Genomic DNA, 20,132 nt, shown 5'->3' on the forward strand with positions numbered 1-20,132 from the left:
AACTTGCTCTTGCGCATCGTTGGTCTCCTCGCTGGCTAGTATGCCCGGAGACCTGTAGTGATGGATGGATCAATTTTATGGGGAGTCGACACTCGCGGGCCACAGTGCCATTGCGCTTGACCTGACTCATGCGGCCGGTCACGTCGTAAACGAATTCGCGCTCGGTTCCGTTGATCGAGGTTGTATCGCCTACGGCGTTGTAGACACGTGGTATTGCACCCACTTTCGTTAGCCGATGGCTGTTCGCTTCATAGGTGTAAGCGACCTCGCCGGCGGCCGACTTACTGCTCTGCCGGTTGCCGGTCTTGTCGTAGCTGTAGCCATCCAGCACTGTGCCGGTCACTCCATCCTTGAACTCGGTCAAACGTCCAAGCGAGTCGTAGCCAAGCGTGACATCCGCAACCGTGCTGCCTGCGGGGGTCAGCTTAGAGAGATTGCCCACAGGATCGAAGCCGAAGCCAACATCCAATCCCCCCGCACTTATGTCTTGAATCGCCTTTGGCCGGTAGTCCTGATCATAAGCACGCGTGAGTACACGACCATTGCCGTAGGTCCAGCCTGCAACCGGACCGAGCGGAAGATAGCTGGCGTTTTTCAAAAGGATCTGGCGTACGCCCGTCGCCGGGGTATAACCCACCTCGATGGCCTGGCCGAGTCCATTGCGAACGTAGTCGACCTTGGCTCCATCCGGGTAGATCACACTCGCCAGACGACCAGCCGTGGTGTAGCCATAGCGCAACACCAAGACTTTGCCGTTGGTCGTCTGCTGCTTACGCACCAGATCGCCGAAGCTGTTGTAGCAGTACTCCGTCGCCCCGCTACTGTCCTTGATGGACGCCAAGCGGCCGGTCGCGAATGTCTCTCCTGCCTGGCAGCTAGCTGGCACGGAGTCATAGGTATAAATGACATTGAAAGTGCTAGCTGGATAGCTCAGCTTGGTCAGTCGTCCCAACGCGTCATAACTCGAACTGATCTTGACCCCACGAGCTGTCGCTTCAAGTGTGCGGTTGCCGGCAGCGTCGTAGCCATAAGTTGTTGCGCCAGTGTCAGGACTAGTGAGCTTGCCAAGATCCCCGAGGCTGTTGTACTCGTAACGCGTAGTCAGACCCGTTGGATCGATTACGGCAGTGACGCGGTCCAGGGCATCCAGCTGCTGTGTCGTTTCTACCGCAAGACCGTTAACATCCTGAAGCGTGCGCGCGACGCGACGCAGCGGATCGGGATCCAGCTGCGTCTTGCGACCCAGCGCATCGGTCACCAATGTCAAATCACCGTTGAGGTCGTAGGCAAAATCAGTCGGATTAGCAGACGCATCTGCCTGCGTCTCCAATTGCCCGAGCTTATTGTAAACGCGCGTTAGAGTTTTCTTGACATTGCCGGATACATCTTTGACGTCTTCCGTCAGACGATTCCCGGCCGCATCAAGGACGTAATGAACGTTATTACCTGCGTCGTCGGTGATATCGGTCAGACGGTGTGCCGGATCATAGCCGTAAGTCACCGCGTTGCCATCCGGCTCTATCACCTGCTTTACATTTCCTGTCTCGTCATACTTGATCGTCGTTACGCGATCCTGCGTAGAAGCAGCGCCACCGGGAGCTGATCTGACAATTTTGGAAGTCAGCCATCCGCGAGGCGCGTAACTGATATCAGTCGCCATCCCATTCGAGTCGACGACTCGTGCAGGTTTGCCATTGGCGTCATATGACGCGTATGTGGTGACCTGCCCTATAGCATTTGTAGCCTGAAAGAGATCGCCAGCAAGATGGCACTGGCCACCTGCCGTACCACACCCAGATTCATCAGTGGAGGTAAAGTAGCGGTACGTCGTAACATCGTTCACATCCGTAAGTGGACCGTCCAATGAAAGAATCAAGCCCAATTGCGGACAGTTGACTGCGTCCACCTTTTCACAATAGCTCGTGCGCCACTGACGAACGCCTGCTGGTGCATTCGTGGCACTCCCACAGTCGTAGGAAGCAGCAGCCGCCACGGCCATGTTTATCTCGCAACGGGACGTTTGCAGGCCAACAGCATTGTAGGCCCACTTCGACTTCGACTTCGACTTGACGACATTACCAGCGTCGAGAACTGTGCGCTCAAGGGGCTCACGGATTCCTGCGTTCCAAATCGTGTTGATCGTTCTCTGCTGTGTGGAGCCTACTGCATCAATCTGTTGCTGAAGTAGACCATTCGTGTCGAAACTAGTCTGCGTTTTATTACCCTGGAAGTCTGTTTTTGACGCGACATAACCATTTGCATCGTAGGTTATGGACTTATATGGCTGGTTGCACTGTGTGCCGCAAGGCAAACCAGAACTTGCAAAACGTATCGCACCGGTCGCGGCATCAACGAACTTAAGATAACTACGCACTCCTAATGGACCAATCAGGGATGAATTAACAATCCCATTTGTAGAATACGCATCGTAGTCGATCTTCGTAGTTTCAACCCCGCCAGCGAATGATGCCGATGTCGCTTTTCTACCTGATTGATATGTGACCGTCTCGTAACGAGCACCTTTTTCATCAGTTACGCCTGTCATCACGCCAGGAAGCGAATTACCCCCAGTAAAATTACTCTCATTATAAAGATAGCCGACCGACTTTCCGTCTGGGTACTTCACTGATGCCAGATAGCCATTTACATCGTATGAAAAAACAACCCTCCCTTTATCAGGAAGCGTTATCCCAGCCAACCTCGATTCACTATCGTAGTCAAAGTTCATCTTCCGTCCGCTTCTATCAGCGGCGCTCAAAAGAACTCGACCACCAACACCCGTGGCATCGGGGAGGCTGTAGGTCAGCAGATAGATCCTCTGGCCTGACTTATCGTAGACCTCCTGCAAAAGTCCCTTTGCATCATAAATCTCTGTCTGCTGGGTTGCTGAGATCGCCAGTGCAAAACCCGCACCATCTGGTCGTTCGACAATCGTTTCCGAGTAATCGGCGCTAGCCTTCCAGACGCCATTAGTCAAGTTGAACGTTACCGAGCTTCCATCTGGGCGATGGGCATTGATCGCCTGAGTGTCAGTGATTGCGGTCGTAGAACGTTGGATTTCCAGACCACGATCAAAGAAATGGCGCCATTGCTTCCCCATTGAGGTAGAGGTCACCGACAACGAGCTATTGTAAAACCTCCGAAATACAAGACCACTTGGATTGTCGTAGTCTGTATCTTGACGATAAAAATTCCCTGTCGCCGTATTGATAGGGTCACCTTCAAATACAGATCCAGGTTTATTTGCGTCAGCTGCGCTATCGCGGCTTCCGCGCGGCCCGGTCCCGTCCCTTCCGGTGCCCAGCCCTCCACTACAGGACATGTTACAGCTGCCAAGATTCTTTCTCGGCGAACCGACAGAATAGGTCGTTGGAGTAACAAAATAGCCAGATACATCATTCGGCCACATGACAATTGCTCCCGACGTGGTCGCATTGTACCTAACCACCGGCCAGGACGAACATCCTTGGGGCTTTGTTATACAACCCTTTGTCATCTGACCAATAATCCAATACACACCGGCGCCTGCCGATTCAAATTTTGGATTACCGTAGATGGTGTTAAGTGTGTACGGAGGCCCGTAGTAAGTCGCCGCATTTGCATCTATTGAAAGAGTAGACAGCAATCCGACAGACAAGCAAAAATTGAAACACCGACCTAATGTACCCGCCACAATATTCACACCACACTCCCTGTGATTAAAGATTTAATTAAATTAAAATTTCATTACCACGATGATGGGTAAAAACAAAAATTTGACTCTTTCCACTGAAGCCCAGAGGCATACTTAATTCGCGTCAAGCTTAAAAACTACGGCTCAAACACCTTCCACCTGCACGCTTAGATAACACATGAATGTTGCATGTATTTGCCAGGGCGTGACCAATTCGATTCTGATCGAAATTTTCGCCCCCCCTCCGCGATTTTGAGTAGCGCCTCAGTTTAGAGTCAAATTCCCTAGCCCAAGGGTATTAGACGTCGGAGTGCCACCGCGTTGATCAGTACATCGATGCCGCATCTGGTCCTCCAAGTGCCGCGTAGGTACTCAATCTAGCGCCGAGGAGGTTTCGAGGAGCGTTGCTGTTGGTGACTTGGCCACTGGATAACAGACTCAGCTGCGTTGGCATTCCAAGCACCAAGCAGATAGATCAATTTGATCGAATGGTGGCAACTAAACCTTCCAGGCCCGCGGAAAACGCATGGACAATGGCGTCGCTGGGTTACCGCCAATGGTGACCCCGGCCCGATTCGAACGGGCGACCTTCCCCTTAGGAGGGGGACGCTCTATCCAGCTGAGCTACGGGGCCAAGGGCGGCATTGTCGCATGTTCAGCCAGCTTGCCAAGCCGGCCGGTGGTGGGTGGAGCCTGCTAAAATCGGCGGCTACCCGTGTCGCTGCCGGCCCTGGCTGCCGCGCGACCGCCACTGTTTCCAGGAGATTCCATGTCCGCTGACCTGCTCAAGGCGCTCGAACTCGCTGCGTCCAATTCCGGCACTTACCTCGGCGAGGCGACCTGGTCGCAGGCCACCGGCGCCGGCGTGCTGCAGCCGCTCAATCCGACCACCAATGCGGTCATCGCCGATGTGCAGGCGACCACGCCGGACGACTACGAACTGATCGTGGCGCGCGCGCAGGCGGCCTTCAAGGTGTGGCGCACCACCCCGGCGCCGCGTCGCGGTGAGGCAGTGCGGTTGTGTGGCGAGGCGCTGCGCAAGCACAAGGATGCGCTCGGTTCGCTGGTGGCCTTGGAAATGGGCAAGAGCAAGCCCGAAGGCGATGGCGAAGTGCAGGAGATGATCGACATCGCCGACTTTGCCGTGGGCCAGAGCCGCATGCTCTACGGCTACACCATGCATTCGGAGCGTCCCGGTCACCGCATGTATGAGCAGTACCAGCCGCTGGGGCTGGTGGGCATCATCAGCGCGTTCAACTTCCCGGTGGCGGTGTGGGCGTGGAATGCGTTTTTGGCGGCGATTTGCGGCGATATCTGCATCTGGAAGCCGTCCAACAAGACCCCGCTGACCGCGATCGCCACGATGAAGATCTGCAACGCAGCGCTCAAGGATGCCGGCTTTCCGGACATCTTCTTCCTGATCAACGATGCCGGCACTTCCTTGTCGGAAAAGCTGGTCGAAGACACCCGCATCCCGCTGATCAGCTTCACCGGCTCGACCCAGATCGGTCGTGTGGTGGCCGAGAAGGTTGCGCACCGCCTGGGCCGTTGCCTGCTGGAGCTGGGCGGCAACAACGCCATCATCCTGGACGAGACCGCCGACCTGAAGCTGGCCATCCCCGGCATCGTATTCGGCGCGGTCGGCACCGCCGGGCAGCGCTGCACCACCACGCGCCGCCTGATCGTGCATGACTCCATCTATGACAACGTGCTGGCCACGCTGGTCAAGGCGTACAAGCAGCTCGACAGCAAGATCGGCGACCCTACCGACCCGGCAAACCTGGTGGGCCCGCTCAACAGCCGTGGCGCGGTGGAGCAGTTCCTGGCCTCGATCGCCAAGGCCAAGGCGGCCGGCGGCACGGTGGAAGTAGGCGGCACCGCGATCGATCGCCCGGGCAACTTCGTGCTGCCGGCCATTGTCACCGGGCTGCAGAACAGCGACGCGGTGGTGCAGCACGAGACCTTCGCCCCCATCTTGTACGTGATGAAGTACAGCACGCTGGATGAGGCGATCGACCTGCAGAACGGCGTGCCGCAGGGCCTGTCGTCGTCGATCTTTACCCAGAACCTGAAAGCGGCCGAGAAGTTCCTGTCCGCTGCGGGCAGCGATTGCGGCATTGCCAACGTCAACATCGGCACCTCCGGTGCGGAGATCGGCGGTGCGTTCGGTGGCGAAAAGGAAACCGGCGGCGGTCGCGAGTCCGGCTCGGATGCGTGGAAGGTCTACATGCGGCGTCAGACCAACACCATCAATTACTCCGACTCGCTGCCGCTGGCGCAGGGCATCAAGTTCGATCTGTAATCGATCACATCGCAGCGCGCCCAGCCATTGCCGGCGCGCTGCAGGTGTCGCATGGTCACCCTGCTACGGGCGGCCCGCAATCGCGATAGAGAGAACGGCACGCGCCACCCCGCAGCGGTTCGCCAAGCGCCGATAACGTCTCGGCCGGGACCGTGAGCGCATTGATAACGCCTCCCTGCCCCACGCAATCAGACAGTTCAGGCCACCCGCCCCGGCAGCCGATGGCCCGGCGATCGCGTTTCCGCCGCAGACGGCACGCCATTCGGGCGGCCGCTCTGGGATAATCGGGCCACGCCAGCCCTCTGCTGCCGTCAATCTCTAGGAGTTCATGATGAACGTTGTCGTTCGACAGACCAGTGCCATGGCGATCGTCAGCCTGGTCGCAGGCATTCTCGGCTGGACGCTGATCCCGGTCCTTGGCAGCGTGTGCGCCATCATCACCGGCCACCTGGCGCGCGCAGAAATCCGCCGCAACCCGCAGGGGCTGGAAGGCGACGGCTTGGCGATCGGCGGGCTGATCCTCGGCTGGCTGGCAGCGGCCATGTGGGTGATCGCCATTGCGATCTTCGTGCTGTTCTTCGGCGGCCTGGCCTGGCTTGCGGCCGCAAACAGTTGAGCATGGCCGCGCCCTCCTCGGCCCAGCGTTTCAACGACCGCGTGGCGGCCTATGTGCGCTACCGGCCCAGTTATCCGCCGCAGTTGCTGCGCTGGCTGCATGACGAACTTGGCATCACCCCGGCGACCGCGGTGGCCGATATCGGCGCCGGCACCGGCATTTCCAGCCGGCTATTTCTGGAAGCCGGCTATGCGGTCACGGCAGTGGAGCCGAATCCGGCCATGCGTGAGGCCGCGCAGCAATGGCTGGCGGGTTTCCCCAAGTTTCAGGCCATCGATGGCACAGCCGAAGCCACCGGGCTGGCCGATGCCAGCATGGGTCTGGTGTCTGCCGCGCAGGCCTTCCACTGGTTCGACACCCAGGCCATCCGTGCCGAATGGGCGCGCGTGTTGCGGCCCGACGGGCTGGCGGTGATCTACTGGAACTCGCGCGAGCTGGATACCACCGCCTTCTTGCGCGGCTACGAGCAGCTGTTGCTGGACTACGGCACCGGCTACTCGGCAGTGGCAGAACGCTACCAGGACGATGCGACCATGCAGGCGTGGTTCGGCGATGGGTTCCGTGCGATGGCGCGCTTTCCCAATGTGCAGCGACTGGATTTCGACGCACTGCGCGGCCGCCTGTTGTCGTCTTCATATGCGCCGCTCGCACACGACCCACGCCATGCACCGATGCTCGCCGCGCTGCGCACGCTGTTCGACGCGCACGCACAGGACGGGCAGATCGACTTCCAATACCAGACCCGCGTGTTCGCAGGGACATTGAACTGACCCCATGTATTCGCTTGCCCGCCCCCTGCTGTTCACCCTCGATGCCGAGCGCGCGCATGCGCTGGCATTGCGCTCCATCGACACCGCCTACCGCACCGGCACCACGTCGCTACTGGCCAAGCGCCCGGTCCCGCTGCCGACGCCGGCATTCGGCCTGATGTTTCCCAACCCGGTCGGCCTTGGCGCCGGCCTGGACAAGAACGGCGAACACATCGACGCGCTGCTGGCGCTGGGCTTCGGCTTTATCGAGATCGGCACGGTGACCCCGCGGCCACAGGAAGGCAATCCCAAGCCGCGCATGTTCCGGTTGCCGGAATACCAGGCGGTGATCAACCGCATGGGCTTCAACAATCTGGGCGTGGATGCGCTGGTGGCCAATGTGCAGCGCGCACGCCGACGTGGCGGGCTGCTGGGTATCAACATCGGCAAGAACAAGGACACGCCCAACGAAGAAGCGACCAGCGATTACCGCTACTGCATGGAGCGCGTGTATCCGCTGGCCGACTACATCACCGTCAACATTTCCTCGCCCAATACCGCCGGCTTGCGCGAACTGCAGGAAGAACAAGCGCTGCGTCGGCTGATCGCCGATCTGCGCGAAACTCAGGAAGCCTTGGCCGCGCAACATGGCAAGCGCGTGCCGATGCTGGTGAAGGTGGCGCCGGATCTGAACGACCGCGACATCGATGCCGCCGCGCGTGTGTTGGCCGACCTGGCAGTGGATGGCGTGATCGCCACCAACACCACGGTGACGCGCACCTTGATTGCCAATCATCCGCTGGCTGGCGAGGCCGGCGGCTTGTCGGGCGCGCCCTTGCTGGGGCAATCCACGCTGGTATTGCGGCGCCTGCGCGCGCGCCTGCCCGAGTCGATTCCATTGATCGGCGTGGGTGGCATCAATTCCGGCGCCGATGCGGTGGCAAAGATGGCGGCCGGCGCGAGCTTGGTGCAGTGCTATAGCGGCCTGGTGTATCGCGGTCCGCCGCTGATTGGCGAATGCGTCGATGCCATCCGCCGTCGCCGCGAAGCGCCCAGCGGTGGCGCGGTCTCGCCGCTATGAGCGATGCAGTGCAGACCGGCTGGAGCTTGAGTGCGCATGCGCCGCTGCGTGCGCTCAACACGTTTCATGTCGAGGCAACGGCGCGCTGGTTGCTGAGCATCCACACGCCCGAGGCGTTGCCGCAGGCACTGGCCGCGCCGGAGATTGCCGAGCTTCCATTGCTGGTGCTTGGCAGCGGCAGCAATGTGCTGTTGGCCGGCGACCCGCAAGGTTACGTGCTGTGTTTCGAAAACCGCGAGATCGCCATCATCGCGCACCACGCCGACCACGCCATCGTGCGCGCCGGGGCCGGTGTGAACTGGCATGCGTTGGTGCTGTATTCGTTGCAGCAAGGCTTGTCCGGACTGGAAAATCTGGCATTGATCCCCGGTACCGTCGGTGCCAGCCCGATCCAGAACATCGGTGCCTACGGCGCGCAGGTGGGCGACTTCATCCACGTGGTGGAAGCGTTCGATCGGCTTGGCCAGCAGTTTGTGCGGATGACCGCGCCCGAGTGTGCATTCGCCTACCGCGACAGCGTGTTCAAGCAGCAGCCCGAGCGTTATCTGATTGTGGCGGTGGAATTCAATCTCCCATTGCTGCATGAGCTACGCCTGGATTACGCCGGCATTCGCGAAGAATTGGCCAGCATGGGCGCCGAGCTGGCGGGCGCGGCCGACGTGGCCCAGGCGGTGATCAACATCCGTCGACGCAAGCTGCCCGACCCCGATGTGCTGGGCAATGCCGGCAGCTTCTTCAAGAACCCGCTGCTACCCAGCGAACAGATCGCCGCGCTGCAGGCCACCTTCGCCGACATGCCGGTGTATCCCGGCGAACAGCCAGGCCAGGGCAAGTTGTCGGCCGCGTGGTTGATCGAGCAATGCGGCTGGAAGGGCCAGCGCGAAGGCGATGCCGGCGTGTCGCCCGACCACGCGCTGGTGCTGGTCAACTACGGCACTGCCAGCGGCGCGCAGTTGCTCGACTTTGCGCGGCGCATCGCCGAATCGGTGCGCGAGCGCTACTCGGTGATCCTGGAACCGGAGCCGCGCATCATCGGAGCGCATTGGTGACTGCAACGCAGGTCTCGCGTCGTGCCGCGCTGTGGATGCTCACCAGTACCTTCGCCTTCGGCCTGATGGCCATCACCATCCGGTTTGCATCGAGCAACATCGCCACCACCGAGATTGCGTTCTTTCGTAACGCGTTCGGCTTGATGGCATTGCTGCCGTTGATCCTGCGACCAGGCAAGGCGCTGCCGCGCACCCGGCAGTTGCCGCAGTATCTGGCGCGCACGCTGATCGGCCTGGCGTCGATGTTGTGCGGGTTCTGGGCGATCGGCCACCTGCCGTTGTCGCAGGCGATTTCGCTGTCCTATTCCACGCCATTGTTCGTCACCGTGCTGGCGGTGGTATGGCTGCACGAGCAGGTGCGCATGCGACGCTGGCTGGCGGTGGCGGCAGGCTTTGTCGGCGTGCTGGTGATCCTGCGGCCGGGCTCGTCCACATTCACGCCCGGGCTGCTGATCGCGTTGCTGGCCGCTGTCATCAGCGCGGTTGTCGCGATCCAGATCAAGCAGCTGTCGCGCAGCGACGATTCCGACACCGTGGTGTTCTATACCTATGTGTTCTGGGTGCCGATGTCGCTGATTCCGGCACTGTTTCAATGGACCTCGCCGCACGGCATCGACTGGCTATGGCTGGTGGCGACCGGCGTCTTTGGCACTGCCGGGCAGTTGTTCTGGACCCGTGCGCTCAAGCTGGGCGAAGTCTCGGCGCTGCAGCCGATCAGCTTCATGCAACTGCCGTTGGTAGCATTGCTGGGCTGGTGGCTGTTCGGCGAGGCGATCGAACGCCACACGTTGATTGGCGCGGCCATCATCATCGGCGCCAATGTGTATATCGCCCATCGCGAAACCGTGCTGGCGCGTCGCGCTGCCACGCACGCGCCCGTGGAGGGGGCAAAGCCGGGCGAATGATGCAGCAGCAGTGACGCGATGCGTGCGGCTGCAGCGCGTCTGTCTCTGCATCCCACCTACATCACGACTGCGGCGATAGCGTTGTCGCGCACTGAGCAGATGCCGACGGCGTCTCCGTCACTGCTGTCATGCACCTGAGATCGTGTGCGACCATGCGGGCGAACCCGGTTGCACCAGGACACTGCACGTGAAAACCATCGGGATGATCGGCGGCATGAGCTGGGAGTCCACCCTGCCCTACTACCGACACATCAATCAGGCCATTCGCCGCGAACGTGGCGGACTGCATTCGGCCCGACTGTTGCTGTACAGCGTCGACTTCCACGATATCGAACGCCTACAGCACGCCGGCGACTGGGAAGGCGCCGGACGCGAAATGGCGGCGGCCGCGCGTGCGCTGCACGCCGGCGGCGCGGACTTCATCGTGCTGTGCACCAACACCATGCACTGCGTCGCCGATGCGATCACCGCAGCAACGCCACTGCCGTTGCTGCACATCGCCGATGCCACCGCCGATGCCTTGCTCGCGGCGGGCATCACCCTGGTCGGCCTGCTCGGCACGCGCTTCACCATGGAGCAGCCGTTCTATCGCCAGCGTCTGGAAGCGCGCGGCCTGACGGTCGTCATACCGCCTGCCGATGCGCGTGCGGAACTGCATCGGGTGATCTACGAGGAACTGTGCCAGGGCGTGATCGATGCCGGGTCGCGTACGTATTTTCGTCAGGTCATGGCCGAACTCGACCGGCAAGGCGCGCAGGCGATCGTGCTTGGCTGTACCGAGATTTCATTGCTGGTGGATGCAGGCGATGCAGCGCGGCCGCTATTCGATACCGCCGTGCTGCACGCCGAAGCAGCGGCACTGGCCAGCCTGCGCGCTTGATGCGTCACCTCGGGCGCAGACACCACGCGTTTACCGAAGCCCGCAGACGTGCCATCCAGCGCAAGCATGCAAGCTGCAATTCCTGACGCGCTAGCATTGCTGCCTGCGCATGCACCGCTGCTCAGGCGCACGTGCGCCCCCACCCGCCACAGGATGTCACGCCGTGAAGACCCATCCACCCACCGGCATTGCACCGAAGTCGCAGCTCAAACGCGGCGACTACAAGACACTGGCCTTGTCTGCGTTGGGCGGCGCGCTGGAACTGTACGATTTCATCATCTTCATCTTTTTTGCCGCGGTGCTGGGCGAATTGTTCTTCCCTCCCGGCATCCCGGAGTGGATGCGCCAGCTGCAGACCTTCGGCATCTTTGCCGCCGGTTACCTGGTGCGTCCGCTCGGCGGCATGGTGATGGCCCATTTCGGCGACCTGCTCGGTCGCAAACGGATGTTCGGCCTGAGCCTGCTGCTGATGGCGTTGCCAACGCTGTGCATCGGCCTGTTGCCGACCTACGCGCAGATCGGCATCGCTGCGCCGCTGCTGCTGCTGGGCGCGCGCCTGTTGCAGGGCGCCGCGATTGGCGGTGAGGTGCCCAGCGCCTGGGTGTTCGTCGCCGAGCATGTCCCCGCGCACCGCACCGGACTCGCCTGCGGCACCCTGACCGCCGGCCTGGCCGGTGGCGTGTTACTCGGTTCACTGGGCGCCGGCGCCCTCAACCGCCACTTCAGCCCTGCCGAGATCGCCGACTATGCCTGGCGGCTGCCGTTCCTGGCGGGCGGCGTGTTCGGGCTGGTATCGGTCTACTTGCGGCGCTGGCTGCACGAAACGCCGGTGTTCGCAGAACTGGTGGCCATGCGAGCGCTGGCGCGCGAAACCCCGCTCAAGCTGGTGCTGCGCGATCATCGGCCTGGCGTGCTGCTGTCGTTGGCACTGACCTGGATGGTGGCCGGCGGCGTACTGGTGGTGTCGTTGATGACACCTGGCCTGTTGCAGAGCAGCTATCACTACCCGGCGGCAGTGGCGCTGCAGGCCAATAGCCTGGCGATCGTGCTGCAGGCTGCGGGGTCGGTGCTGGCCGGTGCGTTGGCCGACCGTTACGGCAATGGGCGCGTGCTGCTGATCGGTAGCGTCGCGCTGGGCGTTGCGGCATGGGTGTTCTACCGCCTGGCCGGCGATCCACAGCTGGTGTTTCCGCTGTATGCGCTGCTGGGCGCCGCACTGGGCGTGCTTGGGGTGATCCCGCGCATCATGGTCGAGGTGTTCCCGCCGGAAGTGCGCCTGTCCGGCGTGTCGTTCGCCTACAACCTGGGCTATGCCGTGTTCGGTGGGCTGACACCGCTGCTGGTGGTGATGCTGGCCAAGCAACATCCCATGGGACCAGGCTATTACATGGTGTTACTGGCAGTGATCGGCACGACGATTGGACGACAGCTATGGCGCCGGGAACGTGCCGGACATCCCTCTGCGTAGAACGGCATCTGACAGAACGAGCAATCGTTGACCGGGGCGGCCAGCACTGAGCAACCGAATACAACCTGCACATGCCGCACCGAACATCAGCCGCACATGCCTGCCGATTACGCAGTCGCCCGGTTACCCTCGCTTAGCCCGACACGACCGGACGACGCCAATGCGGGCGCCGCGTGCCGCGGAACATCACCAGATACAGCCCCACCACCCAGACCAGTGCAGCCGACCAACCGCCGAGGATGTCGGAGGGGTAATGCACGCCCAGATAGATGCGCGAAATACCCACCAACGCGGCGAACAGACTGGCGGCGATGGTGACCGGCCAACGCCAGCGCGTGCGCCATGCCAGCGCGACGATCACTGCGGCAAGCGTCATCGAGCCCATCGCGTGGCCACTGGGGAAACTGAACGTGCTTTCCGGCGCGATCGACTCCCACAGGCTGGGCCGATCGCGTTGAAAGAACTGCTTGGCGCCCATGTTCAACAACGCCGAACCAGCAAATCCCAGCGCCGCAAAAGTGCCCTCGCGCCAGCGCCGTAGCACCAGCAGTACCAGCACGATCGCGATATCGATCGGGATCACGCCGTATTGATAACCCACCTTGGAAATCACGCCAAAAAACGTATCCAGCCCGGGCGTGGCGATGCTGCGCATGCTCCACAGCAAGGGCTCGTCGAAATAGAAGTTTTCCAGCTCATGCACTTCATCGGCCAGGTCGACGAACAACCCCAGCGGCAGCAGGACGCCGGCAAACAGCAGCGCCATCCGCCATGCATTGTTGCGCAACCACGCGCTGAAACCGGCCGGCGATTCAGCCGGCGCGGCGGACATAGGTGCGTTCGACGTACTGATCGATCAGATCGATGAACTCATACGCGATGTTTTCGCCACGCAAGGTGACGCTTTTTTCGCCATCGATGAACACCGGCGCCGATGGCGCTTCGCCAGTGCCCGGCAACGAGATGCCGATATTGGCGTGGCGCGATTCGCCCGGGCCGTTGACCACGCAGCCCATCACCGCAAGGGTCATGTTCTCGGCGCCGGGGTTAGAAATCTTCCACTCCGGCATCTTGGCGCGTACATGGTTCTGCACCACGCCGGCCAGCTCCTGGAAGAACTCGGAGGTGGTACGGCCGCAGCCCGGGCACGCGGTGACCATCGGGGTGAACGCGCGTTGGCCGGTGGTCTGCAGCAGCTCCTGCGCCACCACCACTTCCTGGGTGCGCGACTGGCCCGGCTCCGGCGTCAACGAAATGCGGATGGTGTCGCCGATGCCTTCCTGCAGCAGCACGCTCAAGGCCGCAGCCGAGGCGACGATGCCCTTGCTGCCGATGCCGGCCTCGGTCAGGCCTAGGTGCAGCGCGAAATCGCAGCGAGCGGCCATGTCGCGATACACCGCGATCAGCTCCTGCACGCCGGACACCTTGGCCGACAAGATAATGCGCTCGCGCGACAAGCCCAGCTCCACCGCACGCTCGGCCGAATCCACCGCAGAACGGATCAGCGCCTCACGCAACACGCGGCTGGCATCCCACGGCGTGTCGCGCTTGGAATTTTCGTCCATCAGCTGCGCGGCCAGCGACTGGTCCAGCGAGCCCCAGTTGGCACCGATGCGCACTGGCTTGTCGTATTTGATTGCGAATTCGATCAGCTGCGCGAATTGCAGATCCTTCTTCTTGCCGAACCCGACGTTGCCCGGATTGATGCGGTACTTGGCCAACGCTTCGGCACAGGCCGGCTCGGCAGCAAGCAGCTGATGGCCGTTGTAATGGAAGTCGCCGATCAGCGGCACTTCGATCCCCATCATGCGCAGCTTGTCGACGATGCGCGGGATGGCGGCGGCGGACTCGGCGTTGTTGACGGTCAGACGCACCATCTCCGAGCCGGCGCGCCACAGTTCGGACACCTGTTTGACGCTACCGGCGATGTCGGCGGTATCGGTGTTGGTCATCGACTGGACGACGACCGGATGGCCGCCGCCCACGATCACGCTGCCGATCTTGACGGCCCGGGTGATGCGGCGCGGCCAGGCGGTGGCGTCGGCGGGAGGGGTTGGGCGGGTCACGGCGTCATACATGGCGCTATTTTAGCCTGTCCGCCGTCCGCTCACAGCTGAAGCGTCGTGCGGGCCGCCATCCCGGCCGATGCGACGGTTTGTCGCAGGCCATCAGGTCCCTGAGCGCATAGCATTGCCGAGATGAACAGCTCCGACGCTTCCTTCCTAAGGACCCTGTGCAGCCTGCGCTGGCTCGCCACCGCCGGCCAGGCCGCCACCATCCTGGTCGCCTCCGGCCTGATGGGCTTGCGCCTGCCGCAACAACCGCTATGGGCAGGCGTCGCTGCGCTGGCGATCTTCAACCTGTATGCGCAGCTGCGCGTGGCGCATCGCGGCGCGGTGAGCCCGGCCACCGAGTTCGGCCACATCCTGGTCGATGTGACGGTGCTGACCTGGATGGTGGGCTGGAGCGGCGGCATCGCCAACCCGTTCGGCTCGTTGTTCCTGGTGTTGATCGCGCTGGCCGCGCTGGCCCTGCCGCTGAGCTGGGCGATGGCCGTGGCGGCGTCGTGCGTGACCGGCTATGTGGTCAGCGCCGCGTTCGGCCTGCCGTTGCCGTACGGCAGCTTCGACCCGCTCAGCCTGCATATGTGGGGCATGGCGGCCAACTTCCTGCTGTCCACGGTGGTGGTGCTGGCCTTCGCCACCCGGCTCGCGTTGTCGATGCGCGAACGCGAACGGGAAATCTCCACCCTGCGCGAGCGCTTCGCCCGCAACGAAGGCATCGTGGCGCTGGCAACGCATGCGGCGTCGGTGGCGCACGAACTCAACACGCCGCTGGCCACGATGACGCTGTTGGTGGACGACATCGCCGACCAGTGCGATCAGAACGAACTGCGCGAAGACCTAGACACCTTGCGCGAGCTGCTGGTGCAGTGCCACGAGCGCGTGCTGGCGCTGGCGGCGCCGGCCGATAATGGCCACTTGAGCCGCGAGGTGGCGGTGCAGGAGGTGCTGGAGCAATGGCGGCTGGTCCGCCCCACCATCGAGCTGCGCCGCAATGAAGACGCACCGATGCGGCTGATGCTGCAGCCCGGCGTCAGCCATCTGCTGATGGTGCTGCTCAACAACGCCGCCGACGCCGGCGAACGCGCCGGGCGCCCGCAGATCGATCTGACCTTGCGGGTGGAACACGACCACCTCAGCGGCGAAGTCCGCGACTACGGCCCCGGCTTCGACACCGCGCAAGCCATGTTGCCGGGTACCTTGTTCAACAGCGGCAAGCACGACGGCATGGGCGTCGGTCTGGCGCTGTCGCATGCCACCGTCGAGCGCCTGCAGGGCGAGTTGTGGATGCTGCCAGCCGAAGGCAGCGGCGCCCGCGTCGGTTTCCGCCTGCCGCTTTCCGAACACGAGGCCTTGGCATGACAAGCACTCCGATCCGCACCGGCCTGTTGGTCGACGACGACACCTTGTACCTGCGCACCTTGCAACGCAGCCTGGCGCGACGCGGCGTGGAAACCCTGACCGCCACCGATGCGGCAAGCGCGCTGTCGATCGCGCGCAGCGCGTTGCCGGATTTTGCGCTGGTCGATCTCAAGCTCGGCCACGATTCCGGCCTGAGCCTGATCCAGCCGCTGCGCGAGATTCGCGCCGACATGCGCATCCTGTTGGTGACCGGCTACGCCAGCATCGCCACCGCAGTGGAGGCGATCAAACTCGGCGCCGACGACTACCTGCCCAAGCCAGCCAATATCCCCACCATCATGCGGGCGCTGGGCGAAGAAGACGACGACCTGCCCGAGCCGGACGAAGAAGAAACCGCGCAGGAAATGATGACTCCGCTCAGCCGCCTGCAGTGGGAACACATTCAGCAGGCGCTGCACGAAACCGGCGGCAACGTCTCCGCTGCCGCACGCTTGCTGGGCATGCATCGGCGCTCGCTGCAGCGCAAGCTGACCAAGCGGCCCAGCCCGGGACCGTTACGCTGAGCTGAGCGCTGATGGGCGCCCAGGCTGCGCGCAGGCGTGCGCCGGTGCGTTGCGCTTAGCGCCGCCGTGGCGCAAAGATGCTCGCCCTGCGCGAGGTCGCACGGATGCCGTCGGGGCCCTGAATCAGCGTGCGTCCCCAGTTGCTGAGCCGCGCAGGGTCCCAGCCCACCACGATGTCCAGCGATTGTGTGCTGCTGTCGTTGCCCGACCAAGACCACCCCATGTAGCCGACGCTGTACTCGCGCGCGCGGCGCATGATCGCCGCTTCATCGACCTGCGCGCCGCGATGGTCGGCGCCGAATTCGCCGACCACTAACGCCAGCCCATTGCTGCGAAACGCACGCAGATAGCTGTCCACCGTGGCGTCGTTGCCGAACACTTCGTACATGTGCACGCTGAAGACCAGATTGCGGCGGCTGTCGCGCGCCAGCAACGCGGCAGCGTTGTCGCGCATGTAGAACTGCCAGTCCTGGCCCCAGTTGGGAGCGTCCACCATCAACGCGTGGGTGAGGCCGGCGTTGCGCAGCGTGGCGATCGCACGCGCATGGCCGTTGACCCATTCGCTGGCACTCAACTGGTTGCCGAACGGTTCGTTGCCGATGTTGATGATGACGTAATCCTCCTGCCCCACCAGCGCGCCGCGCACGCTGGTCCAGTAGTTGGCGGCATCGGCCAGGGTGCCTGCCGCGCCGTCTTCGCCGTAGCCGGTGGTGTCGTGCACTTCCAGCACGGCGATCAGGCCCAGGGCCTTGCAGCGCGCGATGATGCGCGCCACCTCCGCCTCCGGCGTGCGGTTCCAGCGGTGGCCGTTGCTGAGCACCACGCGCACGCTGTTGGCACCGGTGGCGGCAATCTGCGCCAGCGCCGCATCGGTGCGATCGGCAAACCAGGCATGCGGCAGATTGATGCCGCGCAAGACCAGGGGGTTGCCATTGGTCTCTCGCAACTGCGTACCGGACACGGACAGGCCGGCATGCGCGGCCGAGGCCAGCGCCAGACCGGCGATCAGCAGCACTGCGCGCTGCGCCAGACGATTGAAGATCTTCATGATCGGCTCCAGGAGTGGGTAGCGCGGGCACGCCGGCACGCAATCGCATGCCCGGCCCACGTGCGCCCCACCGTGCCGATGGCGGGCGGGCGCAATCTGCGGCTGGTTCACAGATCCGAAAAAATTGCCGGATGCAGACCGAGCGCGCAGACCACGTGCCGGCGCGCTGGTAACGTTAACTTCCGTGCGTTTAAGCGTCGTGCGATGTTTGGGGGAAAGCGCGCTCAGCCTGACAGCGCAACGCGCACGCGATGCGTGACATTGCGCACTGCGGTGTTGCAGCGCGAAAACCGCACCTGCCGTATGCACCGCAGCCATCCCACGCGCGCTCGGTACTTCGCGCTGCAACATGCGATTGCGCTGCTGGCAGCTGAATACCCCAGCGCGACCACGTCAAGTGGATACGGCCGAGGCCGATAGAGCCACATGCAATCGCAGCCCGCCCCCGATACCCAAACGCCTCCCATGTCCGACGAAGCCACCCGTCTGGCCGTTTTACGCGGCCTGTGCCTGCTGGATTCGCCACCGGACCCGGTGTTCGAAACCATTGCCGCGATGGCTGCGAGCAGCCTGGGCGCGGAGATCGCGCTGGTGTCGCTGGTGGACGAACATCGCCAGTGGTTCAAGGCGCGCGTGGGCCTGGAGGCAACGGAACCCCCCCGCGACCAGGCGTTCTGCGCGCACGCGATCCGCTCGGACGAGGTGATGGTGGTACCGGATGCAACGCTGGATCCGCGCTTTTGCGACAACCCACTGGTGCTGGGCCCGCCCTTCATCCGCTTCTATGCGGGGGCACCCTTGCAATTGAAGGACGGTCACCGCATCGGCACCCTGTGCGTGATCGGCACCAGCCCACGCGAAGGCCTGGATGCGGAGGCAATGACGCGCCTGCAAGGGTTGCGCGACCTGGCCGTGCTGCGGGTGGAAAACCTGCGCAGCACCACCTATCGCGACGGGCCGACCGGGCTGCCGAATCGTGCGCGCTTCGGCGAAGATCTGGATGCCTGGCTGTCGCACCGCGATACCGCACCGGCCACCACTGCGGTGGCGGTGGACATCTGCGGCAGCGACTATTTCCGCGACATGGTCAAGGCGCTGGGCTGGGACTACGCCGACGGGTATGTCGCGCTGGCGCAACGTCGCCTGGCCGCCTATCTGCCCGCCAACACGCTGCTGTATCGGCTGGACCCGACCACCTTCGGCTTCCTCACCCAGGCCGAAACCCAGCGCCTGTCCGGCCTGTGCAACAAGGTCTCCAAGGCATTTACCGAACCGCTGGATCACCAGGGCATTCCGCACACCGCGGTGGCCTCGATCGGCGCGGTGTCGCTGCAGACCAGCTACGGCGCTTCCGACACCATCCGCTCGCTCACCACCGCAGTGGACATCTCCCGCGAACGCTGCCAGGTGTGGAGCCTGTACGAGCGCAAGCACGACGTGGCGCAGCGCAACACCTTTCGCCTGCTTGCCGCCCTGCCCGCCGCGCTGGACAGCGCCAGCCAGCTGCGCCTGCACTACCAGCCGCGCGTGGACTTGAACGACAACCGCTGTGTGGCGGTGGAAGCGCTGCTGCGCTGGCAACACCCGATGATCGGCCCGGTGATGCCATCGGACTTCATACCGATGGCCGAAAAGACCGCGCTGATCAACCGCATCACCGCCTGGGTCATCGATAACGGCATCGCCCAGGCCGCGCGCTGGCAGCAGCAGGGCCTGGACTTCAACCTGGCCTTGAATGTGTCGGCGGGCGATCTGGACCGCCCCGGCTTTGCCGGCATGCTGCGACGCGGGCTGGAACGTCACAAGCTCGACCCGTGCCGGCTGGAAATCGAATTCACAGAAAGCGCGATGATCCGCCACCCCGATCATCTGGCAGAACAGCTGGCCGATGTGGCCGCGTTGGGCGTGCACATCGCCATCGACGATTTCGGCACCGGCTACAGCAATTTCAGCTATCTCAAGCAGCTGCCGGCCAGCTCGCTGAAGATCGATCAATCCTTCATCCGCTCGCTGCCGGACAACCGCACCGACCGCACCCTGGTGCCGGCGATGATCCAGCTCGGCCACAGCCTGGGCCAGCGCGTGGTGGCCGAAGGCATCGAGTCGGCCGAGGCGTATGCGCAGTTGCGCGCGTGGGGCTGCGACGAAGGCCAGGGTTACTGGATCGCCAAGCCGATGCCGGCCGCCGCACTGGAAACCTGGCTACAGACGCCGTGGCACACGCAATTCAACGCGCCGGCAACGTTACTTGCAGCAAGCCTAGCTGCGGCGCGGGTGTAAGCACGCGCAGCTGATGCCTGCACCATCGCGCGCTGCCGCTACGCAGCCGCTCGCCCTGCAAGCAACGTGACTGTCACTGGTTGCTACGCCAGC

General features: G+C 62.9%; 15 protein-coding genes and 1 tRNA gene. 11 read left to right on the top strand and 5 right to left on the bottom strand.

Going from position 1 to position 20,132, the window contains the following annotated elements; all coding sequences use genetic code 11:
- Together XdyCFBP7245_RS21005 and XdyCFBP7245_RS21010 are read right to left on the bottom strand one after the other, a co-directional pair.
- Nucleotides 1-3,409 (bottom strand): DUF6531 domain-containing protein (locus XdyCFBP7245_RS21005; protein ID WP_244907878.1); only part of this gene is annotated, 3,409 nt, incomplete at its 3' end.
- An 821-nt stretch (nt 3,410-4,230) separates the two neighbouring features.
- Nucleotides 4,231-4,307, bottom strand: a tRNA-Arg gene (locus XdyCFBP7245_RS21010).
- A 135-nt stretch (nt 4,308-4,442) separates the two neighbouring features.
- Here XdyCFBP7245_RS21010 and amaB point away from each other — a divergent pair.
- The 8 genes from amaB to XdyCFBP7245_RS21050 all read left to right on the top strand — a co-directional run bounded on the left by amaB (nt 4,443) and on the right by XdyCFBP7245_RS21050 (nt 12,723).
- Nucleotides 4,443-5,975 carry an L-piperidine-6-carboxylate dehydrogenase gene (gene amaB / locus XdyCFBP7245_RS21015; RefSeq protein ID WP_104617340.1) on the top strand — a complete coding sequence of 511 codons (1,533 nt, stop codon included), beginning with the start codon at nt 4,443-4,445 and terminating at the stop codon, nt 5,973-5,975.
- A 331-nt stretch (nt 5,976-6,306) separates the two neighbouring features.
- Nucleotides 6,307-6,591: a DUF4190 domain-containing protein gene (locus XdyCFBP7245_RS21020; RefSeq protein WP_104617341.1), complete on the top strand. Its 285-nt coding sequence runs from the start codon at nt 6,307-6,309 to the stop codon at nt 6,589-6,591.
- Between the two features lie 2 nt (nt 6,592-6,593).
- Nucleotides 6,594-7,361 carry a class I SAM-dependent methyltransferase gene (locus XdyCFBP7245_RS21025; protein WP_170068735.1) on the top strand — a complete coding sequence of 256 codons (768 nt, stop codon included), beginning with the start codon at nt 6,594-6,596 and terminating at the stop codon, nt 7,359-7,361.
- Between the two features lie 4 nt (nt 7,362-7,365).
- Nucleotides 7,366-8,421 carry a quinone-dependent dihydroorotate dehydrogenase gene (locus XdyCFBP7245_RS21030; RefSeq protein WP_104617343.1) on the top strand — a complete coding sequence of 352 codons (1,056 nt, stop codon included), beginning with the start codon at nt 7,366-7,368 and terminating at the stop codon, nt 8,419-8,421.
- Nucleotides 8,418-9,470 (top strand): UDP-N-acetylmuramate dehydrogenase, encoded by a 1,053-nt coding sequence (gene murB / locus XdyCFBP7245_RS21035; RefSeq protein WP_104617344.1) that lies wholly within the window; start codon nt 8,418-8,420, stop codon nt 9,468-9,470. Before XdyCFBP7245_RS21030 ends, murB begins: the two co-directional genes overlap by 4 nt.
- Nucleotides 9,464-10,375, top strand: a complete 912-nt coding sequence (locus XdyCFBP7245_RS21040) for a DMT family transporter (protein WP_104617345.1) — start codon at nt 9,464-9,466, stop codon at nt 10,373-10,375. Before murB ends, XdyCFBP7245_RS21040 begins: the two co-directional genes overlap by 7 nt.
- A 202-nt stretch (nt 10,376-10,577) precedes the next feature.
- Nucleotides 10,578-11,255: an aspartate/glutamate racemase family protein gene (locus XdyCFBP7245_RS21045; RefSeq protein ID WP_104617346.1), complete on the top strand. Its 678-nt coding sequence runs from the start codon at nt 10,578-10,580 to the stop codon at nt 11,253-11,255.
- 163 nt (nt 11,256-11,418) lie between these two features.
- Entirely contained in the window at nt 11,419-12,723 is a 1,305-nt protein-coding gene (locus tag XdyCFBP7245_RS21050; RefSeq protein WP_104617347.1) for an MFS transporter, read from the top strand.
- A gap of 133 nt (nt 12,724-12,856) precedes the next feature.
- Here XdyCFBP7245_RS21050 and XdyCFBP7245_RS21055 read toward each other — a convergent pair whose 3' ends face one another.
- Nucleotides 12,857-13,555 (bottom strand): phosphatase PAP2 family protein, encoded by a 699-nt coding sequence (locus tag XdyCFBP7245_RS21055; RefSeq protein ID WP_104617348.1) that lies wholly within the window; start codon nt 13,553-13,555, stop codon nt 12,857-12,859.
- Nucleotides 13,536-14,801, bottom strand: a complete 1,266-nt coding sequence (gene ispG, locus XdyCFBP7245_RS21060) for a flavodoxin-dependent (E)-4-hydroxy-3-methylbut-2-enyl-diphosphate synthase (protein WP_104617349.1) — start codon at nt 14,799-14,801, stop codon at nt 13,536-13,538. Before ispG ends, XdyCFBP7245_RS21055 begins: the two co-directional genes overlap by 20 nt.
- 120 nt (nt 14,802-14,921) lie before the next feature.
- Here ispG and XdyCFBP7245_RS21065 point away from each other — a divergent pair, with 120 nt between their 5' ends.
- Both XdyCFBP7245_RS21065 and XdyCFBP7245_RS21070 read left to right on the top strand, forming a co-directional pair.
- Nucleotides 14,922-16,148 (top strand): ATP-binding protein, encoded by a 1,227-nt coding sequence (locus tag XdyCFBP7245_RS21065; RefSeq protein WP_104617350.1) that lies wholly within the window; start codon nt 14,922-14,924, stop codon nt 16,146-16,148.
- A complete protein-coding gene (locus tag XdyCFBP7245_RS21070) occupies nt 16,145-16,711 on the top strand; it encodes a response regulator transcription factor (RefSeq protein ID WP_104617351.1) in 567 nt (188 codons plus the stop codon). The genes XdyCFBP7245_RS21065 and XdyCFBP7245_RS21070 overlap by 4 nt, the downstream gene beginning before the upstream one ends.
- Before the next feature lie 55 nt (nt 16,712-16,766).
- Here the strand turns inward: XdyCFBP7245_RS21070 and XdyCFBP7245_RS21075 are convergent, their stop codons facing one another.
- Nucleotides 16,767-17,759: a glycoside hydrolase family 5 protein gene (locus XdyCFBP7245_RS21075; RefSeq protein WP_104617357.1), complete on the bottom strand. Its 993-nt coding sequence runs from the start codon at nt 17,757-17,759 to the stop codon at nt 16,767-16,769.
- A 426-nt stretch (nt 17,760-18,185) separates the two neighbouring features.
- Here XdyCFBP7245_RS21075 and XdyCFBP7245_RS21080 point away from each other — a divergent pair, with 426 nt between their 5' ends.
- On the top strand, nt 18,186-20,039 hold the full coding sequence (locus XdyCFBP7245_RS21080) for a putative bifunctional diguanylate cyclase/phosphodiesterase (RefSeq protein WP_342352099.1): 1,854 nt from the start codon (nt 18,186-18,188) through the stop codon (nt 20,037-20,039).
- Nucleotides 20,040-20,132: the final 93 nt, after the last annotated feature.

This window comes from Xanthomonas dyei, assembly GCF_002939865.1.
Lineage (GTDB): Bacteria > Pseudomonadota > Gammaproteobacteria > Xanthomonadales > Xanthomonadaceae > Xanthomonas > Xanthomonas dyei.